Below are 17,526 nucleotides of genomic sequence, written 5' to 3' on the forward strand. Positions count from 1 at the left end.
CCGGATTCCCGGTAGGCAGGTGCCGGGGCGGGTCAGCCGCGTAGGTAGGCGAGTACGGCGAGGACGCGGCGGTGCTGCTCCTCGTCCGGCGGCAGTTGCAGCTTGGTGAAGATGTTCCGGACGTGCTTCTCCACCGCGCCGTCGCTGACCACCAGGGCCCGGGCGATGGCGGTGTTCGACCGGCCCTCGGCCATCAGCCCGAGCACCTCCCGCTCGCGCGGGGTCAGCTCCCGCAGCGGGTCGTCCCGGCGGCGCCGGACGAGCAACTGGCCGACCACCTCGGGGTCGAGCACCGTGCCGCCGCCGGCCACCCGGCGTAGCGCGTCGAGGAACTCGTCGATCGCCGCCACCCGGTCCTTGAGCAGGTAACCGATGCCACCGCCGCCGACGCCGCCGCTGGGCTTGACGGTGGCGAGCAGGTCGTCGGCGTACGACACCTCGACGTACTGGGAGAGGACGAGGATCGGGGTCCGGGGTACCCGCTGGCGGGCCTCCACCGCCGCCCGCAGCCCCTCGTCGGTGTGCGAGGGCGGCATCCGGACGTCCACGATCGAGACGTCGGGGTGGTGCGTGACGATGGCCTCGACCAGCGCCGTACCGTCGCCGACCGCGGCCACCACGTCGTGGCCGTGCTCGCTCAGCAGGCGGACCAGGCCCTCCCGGAGCAGGACGGCGTCATCGGCGATCACTACGCGCATGGTGTTGTTGTCTACCACTACCGACCCGTCCGGTGGGCATTCGCGTCCGGTTGGCGTGGCTCCGTCGGGTGCCGGTGCGGTGCCGCTCGGGGTGCCGGACGGGGTGTCGGAGCGGCTCAGCACGGCAGCTCGGCCCGGATCTCGGTCGGTCCGCCGACCGGGCTGAGCACGGTCAGGGTGCCGTCGTTGGCGCGTACCCGGTCGGCGAGCCCGGCCAGGCCGTGCCCCTTGGAGAGGTGTGCGCCGCCCTCGCCGTCGTCGATCACCACGATCCGCAGCGCCCGGTCCTCCCGGGTCACCGTCAACCAGCACTCGGTGGCCCGGCTGTGCTTGGCGACGTTGGTCAGCGCCTCGGCCACCACGAAGTACGCCGTCGACTCGATCGCCGGGTCGGGCCGGCCGTCCCGGGTACCGAGCCGGGGGTCGACGGCGAGTTCGACCGGGATCAGCCCGCGACCGGCGAGCGCGGCCAGGGCGCTGGGCAGTCCCCGGTCGACCAGGATCGGCGGGGCGATGCCCCGGGACAGTGCGCGCAGCTCGGCCAGGGTGTCCCGGGTCTGGGCCAGCGCCTCGCCGAGGGTCTGCCGGGCCGCCTCCGGGTCCGAGTCGAGCTGCTGCTGTGCCCGGCTCAGGTCCATGGCCAGCCGGACCAGCCGCTGCTGCGGCCCGTCGTGGATGTCCCGTTCGAGCCGGCGCAGCGCGGTGGCCTCCGCCGAGACCGCGGCCCGCTTCTGCTCCTCCAGCACGGTGATCCGGTTGCGCATCTCCGCCACCCCGGTCAGCAGCGCGCGGCCGAGCCCGGCCTGCATCAGCGCACAGCCCCGCACCACCACCGGCAGGGTGATCAGGAAGAACACCCCGAGTGCGGTGTTCAGCCCGATCCGGGCGGCGGCGGTGTCGCCCAGCCCGAGCAGCTCGTGCAGCCCCTCGTCGCCCGGGCCATACGGGATCGCCCAGTCGTACGCCCAGTAGAGCGAGCCGCCGATCGCACCGGCCCACCAGACCATGGTGATCACGAAGGTGCCGAGCGCCACCACCAGCCGTACCCAGCCGTGCGCGAGGTCGAGCCAGGACTGCGCGTCGGCGATGGGTACGAAGATCCGCCGCCAGGCGCTGGCACCCGGCTCGGCGGTGCGGTAGTTGGGGCGTACCCGGGGTTGCCGGAGTACCGCCGGCATCCGCAGCCGTTCGATGTCGGCGAAGCCCCGGGCGGCGTAGAGCGTACCGGCCAGGATCGGCAACCCGGTCACCGTCACCACCAGCCCGGCACTGAGCGCGACCCCGGTGACGAGTACGACGAAGCTCGCCAGTGCGAGGGGCAGGCCGAGGATCACGTAACCGGAGTCGATGGCGAGTTGGCGTAGCACGCTGCGGCCGGCGCCGGGTTCGGCGTCGGCGGCCACGCTGGTGGCGGTGGTCGTGGTCATGTTCTCGACGCTAGGCATCGGCGCGGTCGGTCCCCATCCCATCGGCTGGCCTCTTCACGGTAGGGCTGTCCCCACCCGGAGCGAAATCGTGCGGTCACCGCTCGGGAAATCCATGGCGTATCGGGATTGCTGGATCGGTCGAAAGAGTCGGCCGATCGGCCGGCGTGGTAGCGGCGAGTTGGTCAGATAAGTCGGACTTAGGTAATAATCGCCCTGACGGCTCCGGTTGGGTCGCGAAACTGATCTTGTATGTGGAGGCCCAGGTGGGGCGTTATCGCGGTCTATCAAGATCGCGATTTGTGCGTGTCTTCACAAGCGCCTACTCTGTTACTCCGACGAGCCCTGCTAGCACAACCGGTCACAGCGGTCGCCAGCGGGTGCCCCGGAACGACCCGCCGGTCCGGCTGGTCGAAGATCGCACGGCACGGAGTCGCATGAGTCAGCACCGCCCCGTAGGCACGCCCGGCCGCGCCGGTGCCGTGCCGGCGCTTCCGGATCTCCCTGAGGCGACGGTCGCCCGGCTCCCCGAATACCTCCGTGCCCTGCACAATCTCGCCGAAACCGGTAACGACACGGTCTCCAGCGAGGAGTTGGCGGCGGCGGCCGGGGTCAACTCGGCCAAGCTACGCAAGGACCTCTCGCAGCTCGGGTCGTACGGCACCCGGGGCGTGGGCTACGACGTCGCCCTGCTGATCGACCAGATCGAGTTCGTGCTCGGGCTCACCCAGAGCCGGGCGGTCGCCCTGGTCGGCGTGGGTAATCTCGGTCACGCCCTCGCCGGGTACGCGGGCTTCGCCGGTCGTGGCTTCCGGATCGCGGCGCTCTTCGACGCCGACCCGGCCCGGCTCGGCGAGGTGATCAACGGGCTGGTCGTCCGGCACATCGACGAGCTGCCGCAGGTGGCCGCCGAGGAGAGCATCGCGATCGGCGTGATCGCCACCCCGGCCACCGCCGCGCAGAGCGTCGCCGACCAACTGGTCGCCGCCGGGGTGACCAGCATCCTCAACTTCGCGCCCTGCGTGCTGGCGGTGCCCGACGGGGTCGACGTCCGCAAGGTCGACCTCGCCATCGAGCTGCAGATCCTCTCCTTCCACGAGCACCGCAAGGCGGCGCTGACCGGGCTGCCGGCGGCCGCCGGCCCGGCCGCCGGGCTCGGCTCGCCGAACGGCACCACACCCAACGGCACCACCCACGGCGGCGCCGCCACGGCAGGGCTGACGGCGCTGCCCGGCGGGCTCGCCGCCACCGGCACCACCGAGGCAACGCCCGCCGGGACACTCCGGTCGACGAACGCGGAGGCGGTCGGCTCATGAATCTGCTCGTCGTCGGTGCGTCGCACCGCACCGCGCCGGTCGCCATCCTGGAGCGGCTGGCCGTCGCCAACACCGAGCTGCCGGAGATCCTCGCCCGGCTGCTCGCCCAGCCGTACGTCGGCGAGGCGGTCGTCGTCTCGACCTGCAACCGGGTCGAGGTCTACGCCGCCGTCACCGGCTTCCACGGCGGGCTGGGCGACATCTGCGCCGTGTTGGCCGGGCACGCCGGGGCCGCCCCGGCCGAGCTGGCCAACCACCTCTACGTGCACTACGACGGCGCGGCGGTGGAGCACGCCTTCCGGGTCGCCGCCGGGCTGGACTCGATGGTGGTCGGCGAGGCGCAGATCCTCGGCCAGCTCCGCGACGCCTACCATGCCGCGAGCGAGGCCGAGGCGCCCGGCCGGCTGCTGCACGAGCTGATGCAGCAGGCCCTCCGGGTGGGGAAGCGGGCGCACGCCGAGACCGACATCGACCGGGCCGGGCAGAACGTGGTCAGCGCCGCGCTCGACCTGGCCGCCACGCACCTCGGCGGCGACATCGCGGGCCGCCCGGTGCTGGTGGTCGGGGCCGGCTCGATGGGCGCGCTGGCCGTGGCCACGCTCTCCCGGCGGGGTGCCGGCCCGGTGCGGATCAGCAACCGGGGGTACGACCGGGCACTGCGGCTGGCCGAGGCGTACGGCGCGACGGCGGTGCCGATCGCCGAACTCCCGACCGCCCTATCCACAGTGGACATAGTAGTCGCCGCCACCGCGTCGATCGAGCCGGTCCTCACCCGGGAGACGGTGGCCCGGGCGCTGCGGAAACGCGCCGCCGACCGGCCCGACCCACTGGTACTGCTCGACCTCGCCGTACCCCGGGACATCGAGCCGGCGGTCACCGAGCTGGCCGGTACGACGGTGATCGACATCGACGGGCTGGCCGCGGCCCAGCCGATCGGCCCGGCCGCCGCCGACACCGCGGCCGTCACCCGGATCGTCGGCTCCGAGGTCGAGGCGTTCCTCACCTGGCTGCGCGGCGCGGACGTCGCGCCGACCGTGGCCGCGCTGCGGGCCCGGGCCGACGAGGTGGTCACCGCCGAACTGCGCCGGCTCGCCCAGCGCCGGCCGGAACTCACCGACGACCAGCGTGCCGAGGTGAGCCACACGGTGCACCGGGTGGTGCAGCGGCTGCTGCACTCGCCGACGGTACGGGTCCGGCAACTCGCCGCCGAGCCCGGCGGTGACCAGTACGCCGCCCTGCTCCGGGAACTCTTCGACCTTGAGGTGCCGGGCACCTCACCGGCGGACACCGTGCCGGAACTGGCCGCCGCCGAACTGGCCGGGGTACCGGCCGGCAACCGGTTGACCGGTCTCGCCGGCCTGCCCGGCCTCGGTGACCTGCCGGCGATCGGCGGTCAGGCCGACCTCGGCGCCGGCCAGGCCCTGCGCGCCCCGGTGCCCCGACAGCAATCCGGAGGAGAACGATGACCGAGGTTCAGGCCGGCGGCGCCGGGTGGACCGACCTCGCCGGGCGGATCGGGGTGTCGGCATGACCGCGCTGCGGCTCGGCACCCGGGGCAGCGCGCTCGCGCTCGCCCAGTCCCGGGCGGTCGCCGAGGCGGTGACGGCGGCGACCGGCCGCCGGGTCGAGCTGGTCGAGGTCGTCACGGCCGGCGACCGGTCCAGCGCCCCGGTGCACCGGTTGGGCGTCGGGGTCTTCGTCTCGGCGCTGCGCGACGCGCTGGTCGGCAACGAGATCGACTTCGCGGTGCACTCCTACAAGGACCTGCCGACGGCCGGTCAGGCCGGGCTGCACATCGCGGCGGTACCGCCCCGGGAGGACCCGCGCGACGCGCTGGTCGCCAAGGACGGCCGTACCCTCGCCGAGCTGGCGCCCGGCGCCACTGTCGGCACCGGTGCGCTGCGCCGGATCGCCCAGTTGCACGCGCTCGGGCTCCAGCTCACGGTGGTGCCGATCCGCGGCAACGTGGACACCCGGGTGCGCCGGGTACGCGGCCCGGAGGCGGATCTCGACGCGGTGGTACTGGCCCGGGCCGGGCTGGTCCGGCTGGGTCGGGCCGAGGAGATCAGCGAAACCCTCGATCCGATGCTGATGTTGCCGGCACCCGCCCAGGGTGCGCTGGCGGTGGAGTGCCGGGTCGACGACTCGGAACTGGTCGAGCTGCTCGGCACGCTCGATCATGCACCGACCCGGGCCGCGGTCACCGCGGAACGGGCGTTCTTGGCCACCCTGGAGGCCGGGTGCAGTGCCCCGGTCGCCGGGTACGCCGAAGTCGCCGAGGGCGACGACGGCGACGAGATCTACCTGCGCGGGGCGGTGATCAGCCCGGACGGCACCCGTGACATCCGGCTGTCCCGCACCGGTACGCCCGCCGAGGCGACGGAGATCGGCAAGGCACTCGCCGCCGAACTCCTCGACCTCGGCGCCGACTCGATCCTCGGGGCGCCCAGGGAAACCGGCGCGAGGACCCAGCATTTTGGAGCTACAGAATGATCGGCACCCGTAAGCCCGCAGGCCGCATCGCGTTCGTCGGGGCTGGACCCGGCGACCCCGGCCTGCTGACCCGCCGGGCGCACGACGCGCTGGTCCACGCCGACCAGGTGGTATACGACCGCAGCGTCCCCGAGGCCCTGCTCACGGCGGTCAAGGCCGAGGCCAAGGCGGACGCGCAGTTCACCCCGGCCGAGGGGGCGCCGGGCGACGTGGCCAAGGTACTGCTCTCGGCGGCCCGGTCCGGGCTGACCGCCGTACACCTGGTCGCCGGTGACCCGTTCGGGCACGACTCGGTGGTCAAGGAGGTGCAGGCGGTGGCGCGTACCGCCGTGCACTTCGAGGTGGTGCCGGGGGTCGGCCAGGCCGAGGGGGTGGCCACCTACGCCGGGGTTCCGCTCTCCGGGGTACGCACCGCCGCCGACGTGGACGACGTCGCCGCGATGGACTTCGAGGCGCTGGCGGCGGCGGTCGGCCGTGGCTCGCTGGCGCTGGCGGTGGACGCCGGTGACCTGGCCGCGGTCCGGGACGGGCTGCTCGCGGTCGGGGTGGACGGCGCCACCGCGGTCGCGGTGACCGGGGACGGCACCGGCGAGACGCAATACACCACCACCTCGACGGTGGACAGCTTCGTCGCCGCCGCGCTCGGCTTCACCGGCCGGGTGGTGCTCACCCTGGGCGCCGGTGTCCCGCACCGGGACAAGCTGAGCTGGTGGGAGAACCGCCCGCTGTACGGCTGGAAGGTGCTCGTCCCGCGCACCAAGGAGCAGGCCGGGGTGATGAGCGCCCGACTGCGCGAATACGGCGCCATCCCGTGCGAGGTGCCGACGATCGCGGTCGAGCCGCCGCGTACCCCGGCCCAGATGGAGCGGGCGGTCAAGGGCCTGGTCGACGGCAGGTACGCCTGGGTGATCTTCACCTCGGTCAACGCCGTACGGGCGGTCTGGGAGAAGTTCGGCGAGCACGGGCTGGACGCCCGGCACTTCGGCGGCGTCAAGATCGCCTGTATCGGCGAGGCCACCGCCGACGCCGTACGCGCCTTCGGCATCCAGCCCGAGCTGATCCCGTCCGGGGAGCAGTCCTCGGAGGGGCTGCTCGCCGAGTTCTCGCCGCACGACGAGATCCTCGACCCGGTCGGCCGGGTACTGCTGCCCCGGGCCGACATCGCCACCGAGACCCTGGCGGCCGGGTTGACCGAGCGCGGCTGGGAGGTCGACGACGTCACCGCCTACCGCACGGTACGGGCGGCGCCGCCGCCGGCCGAGATCCGCGACGCGATCAAGTCCGGCGGCTTCGACGCGGTGCTCTTCACCTCCTCCTCGACCGTGCGCAACCTGGTCGGCATCGCCGGCAAGCCGCACGCCCGGACGGTGGTCGCGGTGATCGGCCCGAAGACGGCGGAGACCGCCACCGAGTTCGGCCTGCGGGTGGACGCCCAGCCGGCGCACGCCTCAGTGCCGGACCTGGTCGAGGCGCTCGCGTCGTACGCGGTGGAGTTGCGGGAGAAGCTGGCCGCGATGCCGGCGAAGCAGCGCCGGGGTTCCAAGGTCCAGGGCCCGACCGCGCTGCGGTTCCGCTAATCTCTGTCGGATTCGCGTAGCACGATCTGTTGTGAGGCACGCTCGGTTCTGAGGCACCATCGGTCCTAGGGCGCCATCGACGGCACAGGGCCGCCGGCGGCCCCGGCGGCCCGGCACCCGCCGGGTCGGGGTGGGTGAGGAGTGGTCATGTCGTACCCAGAGATCCGTCCGCGCCGGCTGCGGCGGTCCCCGGCGATCCGCCGGCTGGTCGAGGAGGCCCGGCTCGCCCCGGCCGAGCTGGTGCTGCCGATGTTCGTCAAGGAGGGGCTGGCCGAGCCGAGGCCGATCGCCTCGATGCCGGGCGTGCTCCAGCACTCCCGGGAGTCGCTGCGCAAGGCGGCGGCCGAGGCGGTGCACGCGGGCATCGGCGGGATCATGCTCTTCGGGGTACCGGTGCACAAGGACGAGACCGGGTCCGGCGGCACCGACCCGGACGGCATCCTCAACGTGGCGATCCGGGACGTGATCGCCGAGGTCGGCGACGCCACGGTGGTGATGAGCGACCTCTGCCTGGACGAGTTCACCTCGCACGGGCACTGCGGGCTGCTCGCCCCGGACGGCACCGTCGACAACGACGCCACCCTGGCCGCGTACGCCGAGCTGGGGGTGGCACAGGCCGAGGCCGGCGCGCACGTGGTCGGTACCTCCGGGATGATGGACGGCCAGGTCGGGGTGGTCCGCCGCGCCCTGGACGCCGCCGGGCACACCGACACGAGCATCCTGGCGTACGCGGTGAAGTACGCCTCCGCGTTCTACGGCCCGTTCCGGGACGCGGTGGAGTCGGCGTTGCAGGGCGACCGGCGCAGCTACCAGCAGGACCCGGCCAACCTGCGCGAGTCGCTCCGGGAGGTACGCCTCGACGTCGCCGAGGGTGCCGACATGGTGATGGTGAAGCCGGCCCTGCCCTACCTCGACGTGCTCGCCGCGGTCCGGGCCGAGGTGGACGTACCGGTCGCCGCCTACCAGATCTCCGGGGAGTACGCGATGGTCGAGGCCGCCGCGGCCAACGGCTGGATCGACCGGGACCGGGCGGTACTGGAGACACTCACCTCGATCCGCCGGGCCGGTGCGCAGATCATCCTCACCTACTGGGCCGTCGAGGCGGCCCGGATGCTCCGCGACCGCCACTGAGCGACCCGCTGTGCCGGGGCTGGGCGTTTCCGCCCTGCCCCCGCCGCGCTCAGTTGCCGGCGTCCAGCCGGTGCACCAGCTCTGCCACGTCGACGCCGTACTCGTACCACTCCCGGTCGGCCGAGAACCCGAGGTCGGCGTTGACGGCCCGCATCGCCTCGTTGGTCCGGGCGTTCCAGGTCTGCACCTCGGCGAGCTTCGGCTCGGCCGAACGCAGCTCGAAGAGCATCCGCGCCTTCATCGCCCGGTCGATGCCGTAGCCCTGGTGCTCCTGGCCGACGATGGTGTCCCACTGATCGGCCCGGGTCGGGTGCTGGGCCGGCACGACGACCTCGGTCAGCCCGGCGACCACCCCGGTCTTCTCCTCGATCGCGAGCACGATGTACGGCTTCATGCCGCGCCGGTGCAGGCAGTTCAGGCTGTCCCGGAGGCGCTGCGGATCATGCGAACTCGGCCGTAGATCCAGGTCACCGTCGTCAATGTCGCGCGTCTCGGCCTTCGCCATGGCGTACGGCTCGATCAACTCGTCCGGCGGGCCGCCCGGGCAGAACTCCAGACGGTATCCGAGGCCGATTCCCTGGGCCATCTCGCCGAGCGCGACCCAGTCGACCGTGCCGAGCCGCAGCACACTGCGGTCCTCCTCGTATTCCCGGGCGAAGCCGAGTGCCTCGTAGAAGCCGACCGCGGGCGTGTCGCCGATGACCTCGACGCCCATCGAGCGGAAACCCTCCTGATAGGTCCGTCGGGCCGCCGTGGCGATCAGCTTGCGGCCGAGCCCGCGACGCCGGGCCGCCGGGTGCACCAGCACCTCCAGCACACCGATGTCACCCAGTAGGAGTACATGGGTGTGCCCGAGGATGCGCCCCGGCTGCCCGTCGGCCGAGGGCTCGTCCTGGATGACCCAGGAGATGCGGCGTTCGCCGGGCATCACCTCGCAGAGGTACTCCCGGACCATGCCGTTCTCCCACAGGGGATCCTCCGGTATGTCGGCCGCGAAAACCGCGTTGATCGCGTCCAGGAAGGACTCGATCTCGGCGGCCGGGGCGGTCCGGGGATCCCACTCGCGCACCATCACCCGTCTAGCTTGCCGTCAACCGCAGCCTGGCGAAAGTGCCCAGTTCTTCAATGTGTCGAGGACATTACGCTAAGTTCGACTGTCCGTGCCGTACTTGTTGGCCGCGTCGAACACCGCTTGGGCATATGGCCGCACGTCATTGTAGGAAAGGATGGCGCTCCACCAGTCCGAGGCGACCGACAGGTTGCGGCCTCCCTTGCACAGATAGTTACCGGCCGCCAGAGCCGCGTCGTCGATGCTGTGCGGGTTCTTCACCCCGTCGCCGTCGGCGTCGGCCCCGATCTCCTCCCAGGTGGTCGGGATGAACTGCATCGGCCCGACCGCGCGGTCGTAGGTGGCGTCCTTGTCGAGCTGGCCGTCCTCGGTGTCCATGATCCGCATCCGGCCGCCGTTGCCGTCGAGCGGCAGGCCGATGATCTCCGGGGCGGCGATGCCGTTCACGCCCAGCACCGCCCCGTTCGCCCGCCCGTGCCCGGATTCCACCTGTCCGATCGCGGCCAGCGTGGTCCAGCGGAGCTGGCAGCCGGGAGTCGTCTGGCCGACCTGCAACTCGGCGTAGCCGTACGCCTGCATCGCGGTCGTGGAGACCCCGACCCGGGGCCCGATCTGCGCGGCCCAGCCGGCGAGTACGTCCGACGGGCGTCCACCGGTCGCGTTCCAGGGCGGCGCCGGCACGCTCGGGGTACCGAACGACGGTGGGCTCGGCAGCCCCGAGGGCAGCCCGCCCGGGCCGACGGGGAACCCGGGAGCGGTCGGCGAGGAGGGTGGCGGGCTCGTCGCGGCATCCGGGTCCGGCTGAGCCTGGCGCGCGGTGGCCGGGATCAGGAACGCACCCGCGGCACCGGTCGCCGCGACCAGGGCGAAGAGCAGCAGCGCCGGCAGGGTGAGCCGGCCGCTCGGCCGCTTGGACCAGGCGCGTACCGCCCGGGGTGACGGCCAGCGGGTGACCGCGTGCGCGAACCGGACCCGGATCCGCCGGTTCCGCCCGGCCGGCACGGTCGTCGGTACGTCGAGGTCGATCACCGTCTCGCCCGGCTTGCCCGTCGAGGTCGACCCCGCCGCAGTCGGCAGTGTCGCCGTGGTCGCGGCCGTGGAGGTCCCGGTCGTGCCGGTCCCGGAGGCGGCGGTAACCCCGGAGGTCGCCTTCGCGCCCAGTTCGGGGGTCGCGTCGGGGCCGGACGCGCCGGCACTGCCGCCCTCGGCCCCGGCCCCGCTCTCGGCCCCGGCGGTCGGCTGCGGCGTCTGCGTCGCGGCGGTGACCGGCTCGGGGCCGGTGGCGGGCTCCGGCTCCACGGTCTTCGCACCAGGGGCGGTGACGCCCCCGCCGTCCGACGTGACGGCCGAACCCGCCTCGGAACCGGCGACCAGATCCGGCCCGGAGCTGGTACCCGGCTCCGCCACGGAACCGGCGACCGGGTCCGGCTCGGTCGCGGCGGCGGGGTCGGACTCCGGCATGTCGGCCACGGAGCCGGCGACCGGGTCCGGCGCGGGGTGACCGGTCGTACCGGCTTCGGTGCCGGTCATCGAGTCAGGCTCGGACGTGTTCACCGAGTCCGGCTCGGAGGTGGTCACCGAGTCGGGCTCGGGACTGGTGGTGGTTGGTTCGGCAGGTCTGGCGACCGGCTCCGACTCGCTGCGCGGGCGCGGTACGGTCACCGCTGGTGGATCGAACTCCGGATCCGGGGCGGCCCCCGAGCTGGCCAACGGCCCGTCGAAGACCGGTGCGGCAGGCCGCAGTGGTCGAGTCGTAGAAGTTTCCTCGCGCTCCGCCACCCGTCGAGTATTACCCATCGACCGTCGAACGTCAGGTCTGGCCGTACGCTGTTGCTATGCCCCGGTACGAGTTCCGTTGCCGCGCCTGCGGCGACACCTTCGAGATGAACCGGCCGATGGCCGAGGCCTCGGCTCCGGCGTCCTGCCCTCAGGGGCACGACGACACGGTCAAGCTACTGTCGACGGTCGCGTTCACCGGTCGCGGCTCGGGCGGTTCCGCCCCGGCACCGGTCGCCCCGGCCGGTGGCGGCTGCTGCGGCGGGAGTTGCGGCTGCTGAGGTCGTAGCCCGGCTGTCCGGACCCGGCCCTCTCCCGTCCCGGACAGTGAACCTTTTTCCACCTGAACGGTGCGGCGTGTTCGCCCGGCTTTCACCTGCGGGCACGGCGCACCCCAACGGGAGGTCGGAAAGGTGCAGTGAGGACAGTTCACGACCGTGATGTCGGTTTCGTGGCACAGTCCCCGGTTAGCACCTTGGTACGGGGTCGCGCCGTCCGTTTCTACGATGGGCCGACCCGTAAATATGCGGCAGCATGAACGCGACTTCCAGGGGGCGGGAGGTTTCAGGCATGTCGGCACGGATCCACCTGCCGAGCGGGTTGGTGACATTCATGTTCACCGATATCGAAGGCTCCACGCGGCTGGCCCAGATGCTCGGTCCGGGCTACCGGCCGGTGCTGAGCGAGCACCGGCGACTGCTGCGGGCGACCCTCGCCGCCAGTGACGGGACCGAACTCTTCACCGAGGGCGACTCGTTCTTCGTCGCGTTCGCCGACGCCTCTTCCGCGCTGGACGCCTCGCTGGCCGCGCAGCGCGCGCTGAGTAAACACGAGTGGCCGACCCCGGAGGCCACCCCGCGGGTCCGGATGGGACTGCACACCGGCCAGGCCGAACCGCGCGACGGCGAGTACGCCAGCGCCGAGGTGCACCGGGCCGCCCGGATCGCCGCCGCCGCACACGGCGGTCAGGTGCTCTGCTCCGGCGCGACGGCCCGGCACGCCGCACCGCTGCCGCCCGGCGCATCCCTGCTCGACCTCGGGCTGCACCGGTTGCGCGGCTTCGACGACCGGGAGCGGCTCTTCCAACTCGTCGCCCCCGGGCTGGAGCGCCAGTTCCCCCGGCCCCGCACCGCCGACGCGATCCCGCACAACCTGCCGACCCAGGTCACCTCGTTCGTGGGGCGGCGGGCGGAGCGGGAGGAGCTGGACCAGCTCATCGACTCCCACCGGCTGGTGACGGTGGTCGGGGCCGGCGGGGCCGGCAAGACCCGGCTGGCGGTCGAGCTGGCCGGCGGCGTGGTCGAGTCGTACCCGGACGGGGTCTGGTTCGTCGACATCGCCACCGTCACGGACCCCGGACTGGTCGCCTTCGCGGTCGCCGCGGTCCTCGGGTTGCGGCCGGAGCCGGGCCGGCCGATGCTGGAGACGCTCGTCGAGTTCGCCGCCTCCCGCCGGATGCTGGTCGTGCTCGACACCTGCGACGCCCAGCCGGCCGCCTGCGCCGAGGTGATCTCACGACTGCTCGCCGGCGGCAGCGGCGTACGGGTGCTGGCCACCAGCCGGGAGTCGCTGGGGCTGCCCGGCGAGGTGATCTGGCGGATTCCGCCGCTCTCCGTCGACCCGGCGCCCGGTGGTGGCCCGAGCGAGGCGGTGATCCTGCTGCTCGACCGGACCGCTGCGGCCCGGGGCGGGCGCCGGTCCGGCCCGGCCGAGTCGGCCGACCTGCAACGGGTGGTGACCCGGCTGGACGGGCTGCCGCTGGCGATCGAGCTCGCCGCCGCCCGGCTGCGGGTACTCTCCGCCAGCCAGCTCGCCGAACGGCTGGACGACGTACTCGGTGCGCTGGACGCGGGCCGGGACGACGTGGAACCCGCCCCGGCGGCGGCCCGGAACTGGGTCGCCAACCAGCAGGACACCGTGGACCTGGCGGCGGCGGCCCGGGGAGTCGCGCCACCCGTCGGTGTCCGCGCGGTGCAGCGCTCGGCCACCCAGCGGCACGTCACCATGCAGGCCACGGTCACCTGGTCGTACCGGACGCTCGGCCCTCGGGCGGCCAGGCTGCTGCGCTGGCTGGCGGTCTTCTCCGGCCCGGTCGACCTGGCCACCGTCGAGTGGCTGCTCAACGACGACCCGCTCGATCCACTGTCGGTGCTGGTCGACAAGTCGATGATCCAGGCCGAGCCGAACGTCTCCGGCAGCACCTACCGGATGCTCGACCCGATCCGGGCGTACGCGGCGCGGCGGCTGGTCGACGCGGGGGAGGAGCAGACCGCCCGGGACCGGCACGTGGCCTGGTCACTGCACGCGTTGCAGCGGGCCTACCTGGGTCCGGACGACCGGCCGGTCACCCTCTCGCTCTACGCCCTCGACCCGCTCGCCGACGAGCTGCGGGCCGCGCTGCGCTGGACGGTCACCGGCGGCAGCGCCCGGCAGGGGCTGCAACTGGCCAGTGGGCTGGACGAGTGGTGGCGGGAGCGAGGGCTGGCCCGGGAGGGGCGGTTGTGGCTGTTCCGGCTCTACGGCCGGATCGCCGAGACCGGCGAGCAGATTCCCGAGGCGGAGCTGGCGGCGGCGTACCACATGCACTCGCAGCATGCCGGCGCGGACGGTGAGTTCGCCGAGGAGCTGCGTTTCTCGCAGCGCGCCGAGTCGGCCGCCCGGCAGGCCGCCGACGCGGGCCTGCTGATCCGGGTACTCGCCGGCCGGGCCGCGCCGCTGATCGACATGGGACAGTTCGCCGAGGCCGAACGGGTGTGCCGGGAGGTGATCGCCGAGGCCGAGGCGGAGGGTGTGGCCGGGGAGGCACTGCTCGCCGTCTACAGCCTGGCCGAGCTGCTCTGGCGCCGGGGTGCCCTGGACGAGGCGGCCGAGCTGCTCGGCGCGGCCCGGCCGGTGGAGGCGGGCCGGCCGACCGACCGTGGCAAGCGCTCTGTCGACATGCTGCTCGGGATGGTGGCGCTGGCCCGGGGCGACCTGGTCGCCGCGCACGACCACCTGGTCGTCGCGCTGCGGTCCCGGATGAGCTACGGCTATCTGGCCAGGGCCTGCGACACGGTGAACGCGATCGCGGTGCGCTGTGCCGGTGGCGGGGACCCGAGATCGGCGGCGCGACTCTTCGGCGCGGCCCAGCTCACCCGCTCGGCGATGCGCTGCACCCCGGGCACGTTCGGGGCGTACTGGCTCCAGGAGCAGACCTCGCTGCGGAACCTGATGGGGGACGCGGCCTTCGACACCGCGTACGCGGACGGCGCCGAACTGACCCTGGAGGAGGCGGCGGCGGTGGCCCTGGAGGTCGAGCATCCCGACCTGGCCGCCGGCTCGATCAGGTTCTCCCAGGTCGAGCCTCCAACGCAGCGCACCCGGGCCCGGGAGAGCGCCGACACGCCTCGGGAGGCCGAGCGCTGACCCGGACCCACGGCATCCCGCGCTGCCGAGCCTGGTGTCGCGGCCACCGCCCGGGCGCGACGATCGAGGCTTCGGCACCGGTGCGGTCGCCCGCAGGACGGCGATGCTCCCGCACCCCGAGGGGCGCGGGAGCATCGGAGCAGGGCGGCGGTCAGAGGTCCTTGGCGAGATCGACGAATGTGCGCCAGGACTCGGGGCGGAACGCCAGGACCGGGCCGGTCGGGTCCTTGCTGTCCCGGACGGCGACCACCTCCGAGAGGTTGTCCGCCACCTCTACGCAGGCACCGCCGTTACCACCGGACCGGGTCGACTTGCGCCACAGCGCCCCAGTTAGGTCCATATCTTCGACACTTCCTTGATCAATTCGAGTGACTGCTTAACGGGAAGGGCATAGTTCCGCACTACCTCCCACATTCGCGCCAGTCTAGCAATATCGCCCAGTTGATCCACAATCTGCGCCTTGAGCTGATTGTCGGCATATCCGATCCGGCTGTCGTCCGGCATCTCGGCGATGATGAACTGCCCGGCCAGCCCGAGATAGATCCCGGTGCTGGCCGGGACGACCTGCACCTGGACGTGGTCCAGTTCGGCTAGCGAGATGATCCGGTCCACCTGTTCGCGCATCAGCCCGGGCTGCTCCGGGGCCGGCCGGCGCAGTACCGCCTCGTCGATCACCGAGATGAGCTGCGGCGGGGCCTCCCGGTTGAGGATCGCCTGCCGAGCCAACCGGGAGGCGACGTGCCGGTCGATCTCCTCGGCGGTGAACCGGCCGCCGGCCAGCGTCGCCCGAGCATACGCCTCGGTCTGCAACAGCCCGGGCACGTACGCCGGCTCGAACCAGCGGAGCAGCACCGCCTCCCGCTCGATCTCGATCCAGTCCCGCAGCCAGATCGGCGCGCTGTCGAAGCTGGCGAGCTTGACCAGGAGCCGGGTGTACGCGCCCCCGGTCTGGAACGCCCGGTCCACGGCGGCCACGTAGTCGCCGGTCGGTGGCCGGTGCCGCGTCTCCACCGAGCTGACGTGGGTCGGAGAGAACTTGACCGTCCGGGCCCACTCCTCCTGGGTCATCGCCCGGGATGTCCGTGCCTCGATCAACTCCTCGACCAGGAGGTCCACAGCCGCGCCCATCACGCACCCTCCACTCGGAATCTGCCGGTATCTACGCGGCCCACTCACGACTACGCATACGCCATGACTTAACTGCGCAAAGGGGCCGTATCACCATCCACAGTAGTTACCTCTACACCAGACTGTCACCGACGGGTCCGCTCCGGGTCGTTTCCGGGGGGAGAGCGGTACCCGCGCGGGGACCGCTCGGAGCCGGCACCGCACGAGCGGTCCCCGCCTCCGGACCGAACGCGGAGGGGGTCGCAAGATGAGCTGGTTACGCCGTACGCGCGATCGACATCGGAGGGACTGGCGCCGACTCTGGCGGTACTGCCGGTGTGGCCACCGATGGAGATGTCCCGACTCGACGGCCCAGGCACGGTCGGCCGGGCCGCCCCTGTCGCCGGCCCGGATCTCCGGGGCCGTCGACCCGCCGCCCGCACCGGCCCGGGTCCGGCCGACGAACCAGCGGCTCACCTGGGACCGCCCCGTCGGTAGCCTGGCCGGCCGCGCCGGGCAGGATCCGGGCGCACGAGCGGGGCAACCCGAGAGTGTGCGCCGGACGGCCCAGTCGGCGGGCCGGTCGCGCCGCCGACAGTTGGCGCGGCGCTCGATCTGACCCGGCCGGTCCCGCCCCGGCCGAACATCCGGGCCGGGACGGGCGTCGGGACCGGCGCCGACGGCAATCGGCGCCGGCCCCGACCGGATCAGTGAATCCTTTTCAACCTGAAACCGCGTGGCGCTCAGGCACCGCGTCCGACCTTGCGGTCCGCCGGACCGCGAGGGGAGGTTGAAAAAGGTTCAGTACCGCGACTGGGGGAGTGGGGACGCGGAGGTCAGCGGGCCGCAGCCGCCCGGCGCTCGCCGTCGGCCTTGAGCTTCGCCGCCTTGTCCAGGTCGGACTGGTTGATGATCACCGAGCCGAACGCGCGTACGGCCTGGTAGTAGGTCCAGGCCAGGCTGTTGCAGGCCGGACGGACGAACGCGTTGTACGTCGCGCAGACCCGACGCAGGTCCTCGTAGAACGCGCTGTCCAGCCGGGCCTTGTTCGGGTCGAACTGGCCGACCGCCTTGTAGTTGCGGTAGCCGAAGTCGTGCCGGTAGCAGGAGAGCTCGAAGTTGAACCCGAGCGGGTTGTCCGGGCTGGACGAGCAGTAGTCGGTGCTCCAGTTGAAGGCGTATTCGGCCCAGGCGGCCTGGTTGGTGCGGGCGGCGTTCCAGGCGTTGTAGCTGCTGGCACTGGTCTGGGTCCAGCTCGACAGCACGGAGAGCTTCTGTTCGGGGGTCACCGCGGCCGAGGCGGGGGCGGCGAACCCGAGGAACGCCAGCACCGCGAGCGTACTGGCGGTCAGGGTGGTGAGCAGACGACGGGACAAGGACGTACCTCCGGATAGGAAGGGCTCCCTCGTGGGGAGGCCCGGGCGGGGACGGAGCTGTCACCGGTAGGTGATCTACGTGGTGACAGTCTCGGGGCATCGTCGCCCGACGATCTCTATCCGACCTTTATTTTCGTTGACTGGTGCCAGAACA

At 72.6% G+C, this 17,526-nt stretch carries 13 protein-coding genes and 1 pseudogene; 7 read left to right on the forward strand and 7 right to left on the reverse strand.

Translation table 11 applies throughout. The features are described from left to right. Window positions 1-32 precede the first annotated feature (32 nt). A complete protein-coding gene (locus Pma05_RS14805; protein ID WP_203857956.1) occupies window positions 33-698 on the reverse strand; it encodes a response regulator transcription factor in 666 nt (221 codons plus the stop codon). A 116-nt stretch (window positions 699-814) separates the two neighbouring features. Beyond that, on the reverse strand, window positions 815-2,125 hold the full coding sequence (locus Pma05_RS14810) for a sensor histidine kinase (RefSeq protein WP_239312367.1): 1,311 nt from the start codon (window positions 2,123-2,125) through the stop codon (window positions 815-817). Window positions 2,126-2,559: 434 nt separating this feature from the next. Here Pma05_RS14810 and Pma05_RS14815 point away from each other — a divergent pair, with 434 nt between their 5' ends. From Pma05_RS14815 to hemB, 5 genes and pseudogenes are all read left to right on the forward strand, one after another. Next, entirely contained in the window at window positions 2,560-3,438 is an 879-nt protein-coding gene (locus tag Pma05_RS14815) for a redox-sensing transcriptional repressor Rex (RefSeq protein WP_203857958.1), read from the forward strand. Continuing rightward, window positions 3,435-4,754: pseudogene (locus Pma05_RS14820) on the forward strand (glutamyl-tRNA reductase); the annotation flags it as partial. The gene Pma05_RS14815 and the pseudogene Pma05_RS14820, both read left to right, overlap by 4 nt. 211 nt (window positions 4,755-4,965) lie before the next feature. After that, window positions 4,966-5,931: a hydroxymethylbilane synthase gene (hemC, locus tag Pma05_RS14825; protein ID WP_203857960.1), complete on the forward strand. Its 966-nt coding sequence runs from the start codon at window positions 4,966-4,968 to the stop codon at window positions 5,929-5,931. Then, entirely contained in the window at window positions 5,928-7,508 is a 1,581-nt protein-coding gene (locus tag Pma05_RS14830) for a bifunctional uroporphyrinogen-III C-methyltransferase/uroporphyrinogen-III synthase (RefSeq protein WP_203857961.1), read from the forward strand. Before hemC ends, Pma05_RS14830 begins: the two co-directional genes overlap by 4 nt. A 147-nt stretch (window positions 7,509-7,655) precedes the next feature. After that, a complete protein-coding gene (hemB, locus tag Pma05_RS14835; protein WP_203857962.1) occupies window positions 7,656-8,639 on the forward strand; it encodes a porphobilinogen synthase in 984 nt (327 codons plus the stop codon). Between the two features lie 49 nt (window positions 8,640-8,688). On the opposite strand, the gene Pma05_RS14840 is transcribed toward hemB, so the two are convergent. Both Pma05_RS14840 and Pma05_RS14845 read right to left on the reverse strand, forming a co-directional pair. Then, a complete protein-coding gene (locus Pma05_RS14840; protein WP_203858070.1) occupies window positions 8,689-9,711 on the reverse strand; it encodes a GNAT family N-acetyltransferase in 1,023 nt (340 codons plus the stop codon). A gap of 72 nt (window positions 9,712-9,783) precedes the next feature. Next, on the reverse strand, window positions 9,784-11,238 hold the full coding sequence (locus Pma05_RS14845) for a lytic transglycosylase domain-containing protein (protein WP_239312369.1): 1,455 nt from the start codon (window positions 11,236-11,238) through the stop codon (window positions 9,784-9,786). Window positions 11,239-11,543: 305 nt separating this feature from the next. On the opposite strand from Pma05_RS14845, the gene Pma05_RS14850 reads away from it, so the two are divergent. Beyond that, window positions 11,544-11,765, forward strand: coding sequence for an FmdB family zinc ribbon protein (locus tag Pma05_RS14850; protein ID WP_203857963.1), 222 nt, complete (start codon window positions 11,544-11,546; stop codon window positions 11,763-11,765). A 289-nt stretch (window positions 11,766-12,054) separates the two neighbouring features. After that, window positions 12,055-14,889, forward strand: a complete 2,835-nt coding sequence (locus Pma05_RS14855) for an ATP-binding protein (RefSeq protein WP_203857964.1) — start codon at window positions 12,055-12,057, stop codon at window positions 14,887-14,889. A gap of 151 nt (window positions 14,890-15,040) precedes the next feature. On the opposite strand, the gene Pma05_RS14860 is transcribed toward Pma05_RS14855, so the two are convergent. From Pma05_RS14860 to Pma05_RS14870, 3 genes are all read right to left on the reverse strand, one after another. Continuing rightward, window positions 15,041-15,229: a DUF397 domain-containing protein gene (locus Pma05_RS14860; RefSeq protein WP_203857965.1), complete on the reverse strand. Its 189-nt coding sequence runs from the start codon at window positions 15,227-15,229 to the stop codon at window positions 15,041-15,043. After that, window positions 15,220-16,017 (reverse strand): helix-turn-helix domain-containing protein, encoded by a 798-nt coding sequence (locus tag Pma05_RS14865; RefSeq protein ID WP_203857966.1) that lies wholly within the window; start codon window positions 16,015-16,017, stop codon window positions 15,220-15,222. Before Pma05_RS14865 ends, Pma05_RS14860 begins: the two co-directional genes overlap by 10 nt. Before the next feature lie 815 nt (window positions 16,018-16,832). Next, window positions 16,833-17,372 (reverse strand): phospholipase, encoded by a 540-nt coding sequence (locus tag Pma05_RS14870; RefSeq protein ID WP_203857967.1) that lies wholly within the window; start codon window positions 17,370-17,372, stop codon window positions 16,833-16,835. Between the last annotated feature and the right edge of the window lie 154 nt (window positions 17,373-17,526).

The organism is Plantactinospora mayteni, from assembly GCF_016862935.1.
In the GTDB taxonomy this organism is placed as follows: domain Bacteria; phylum Actinomycetota; class Actinomycetes; order Mycobacteriales; family Micromonosporaceae; genus Plantactinospora; species Plantactinospora mayteni.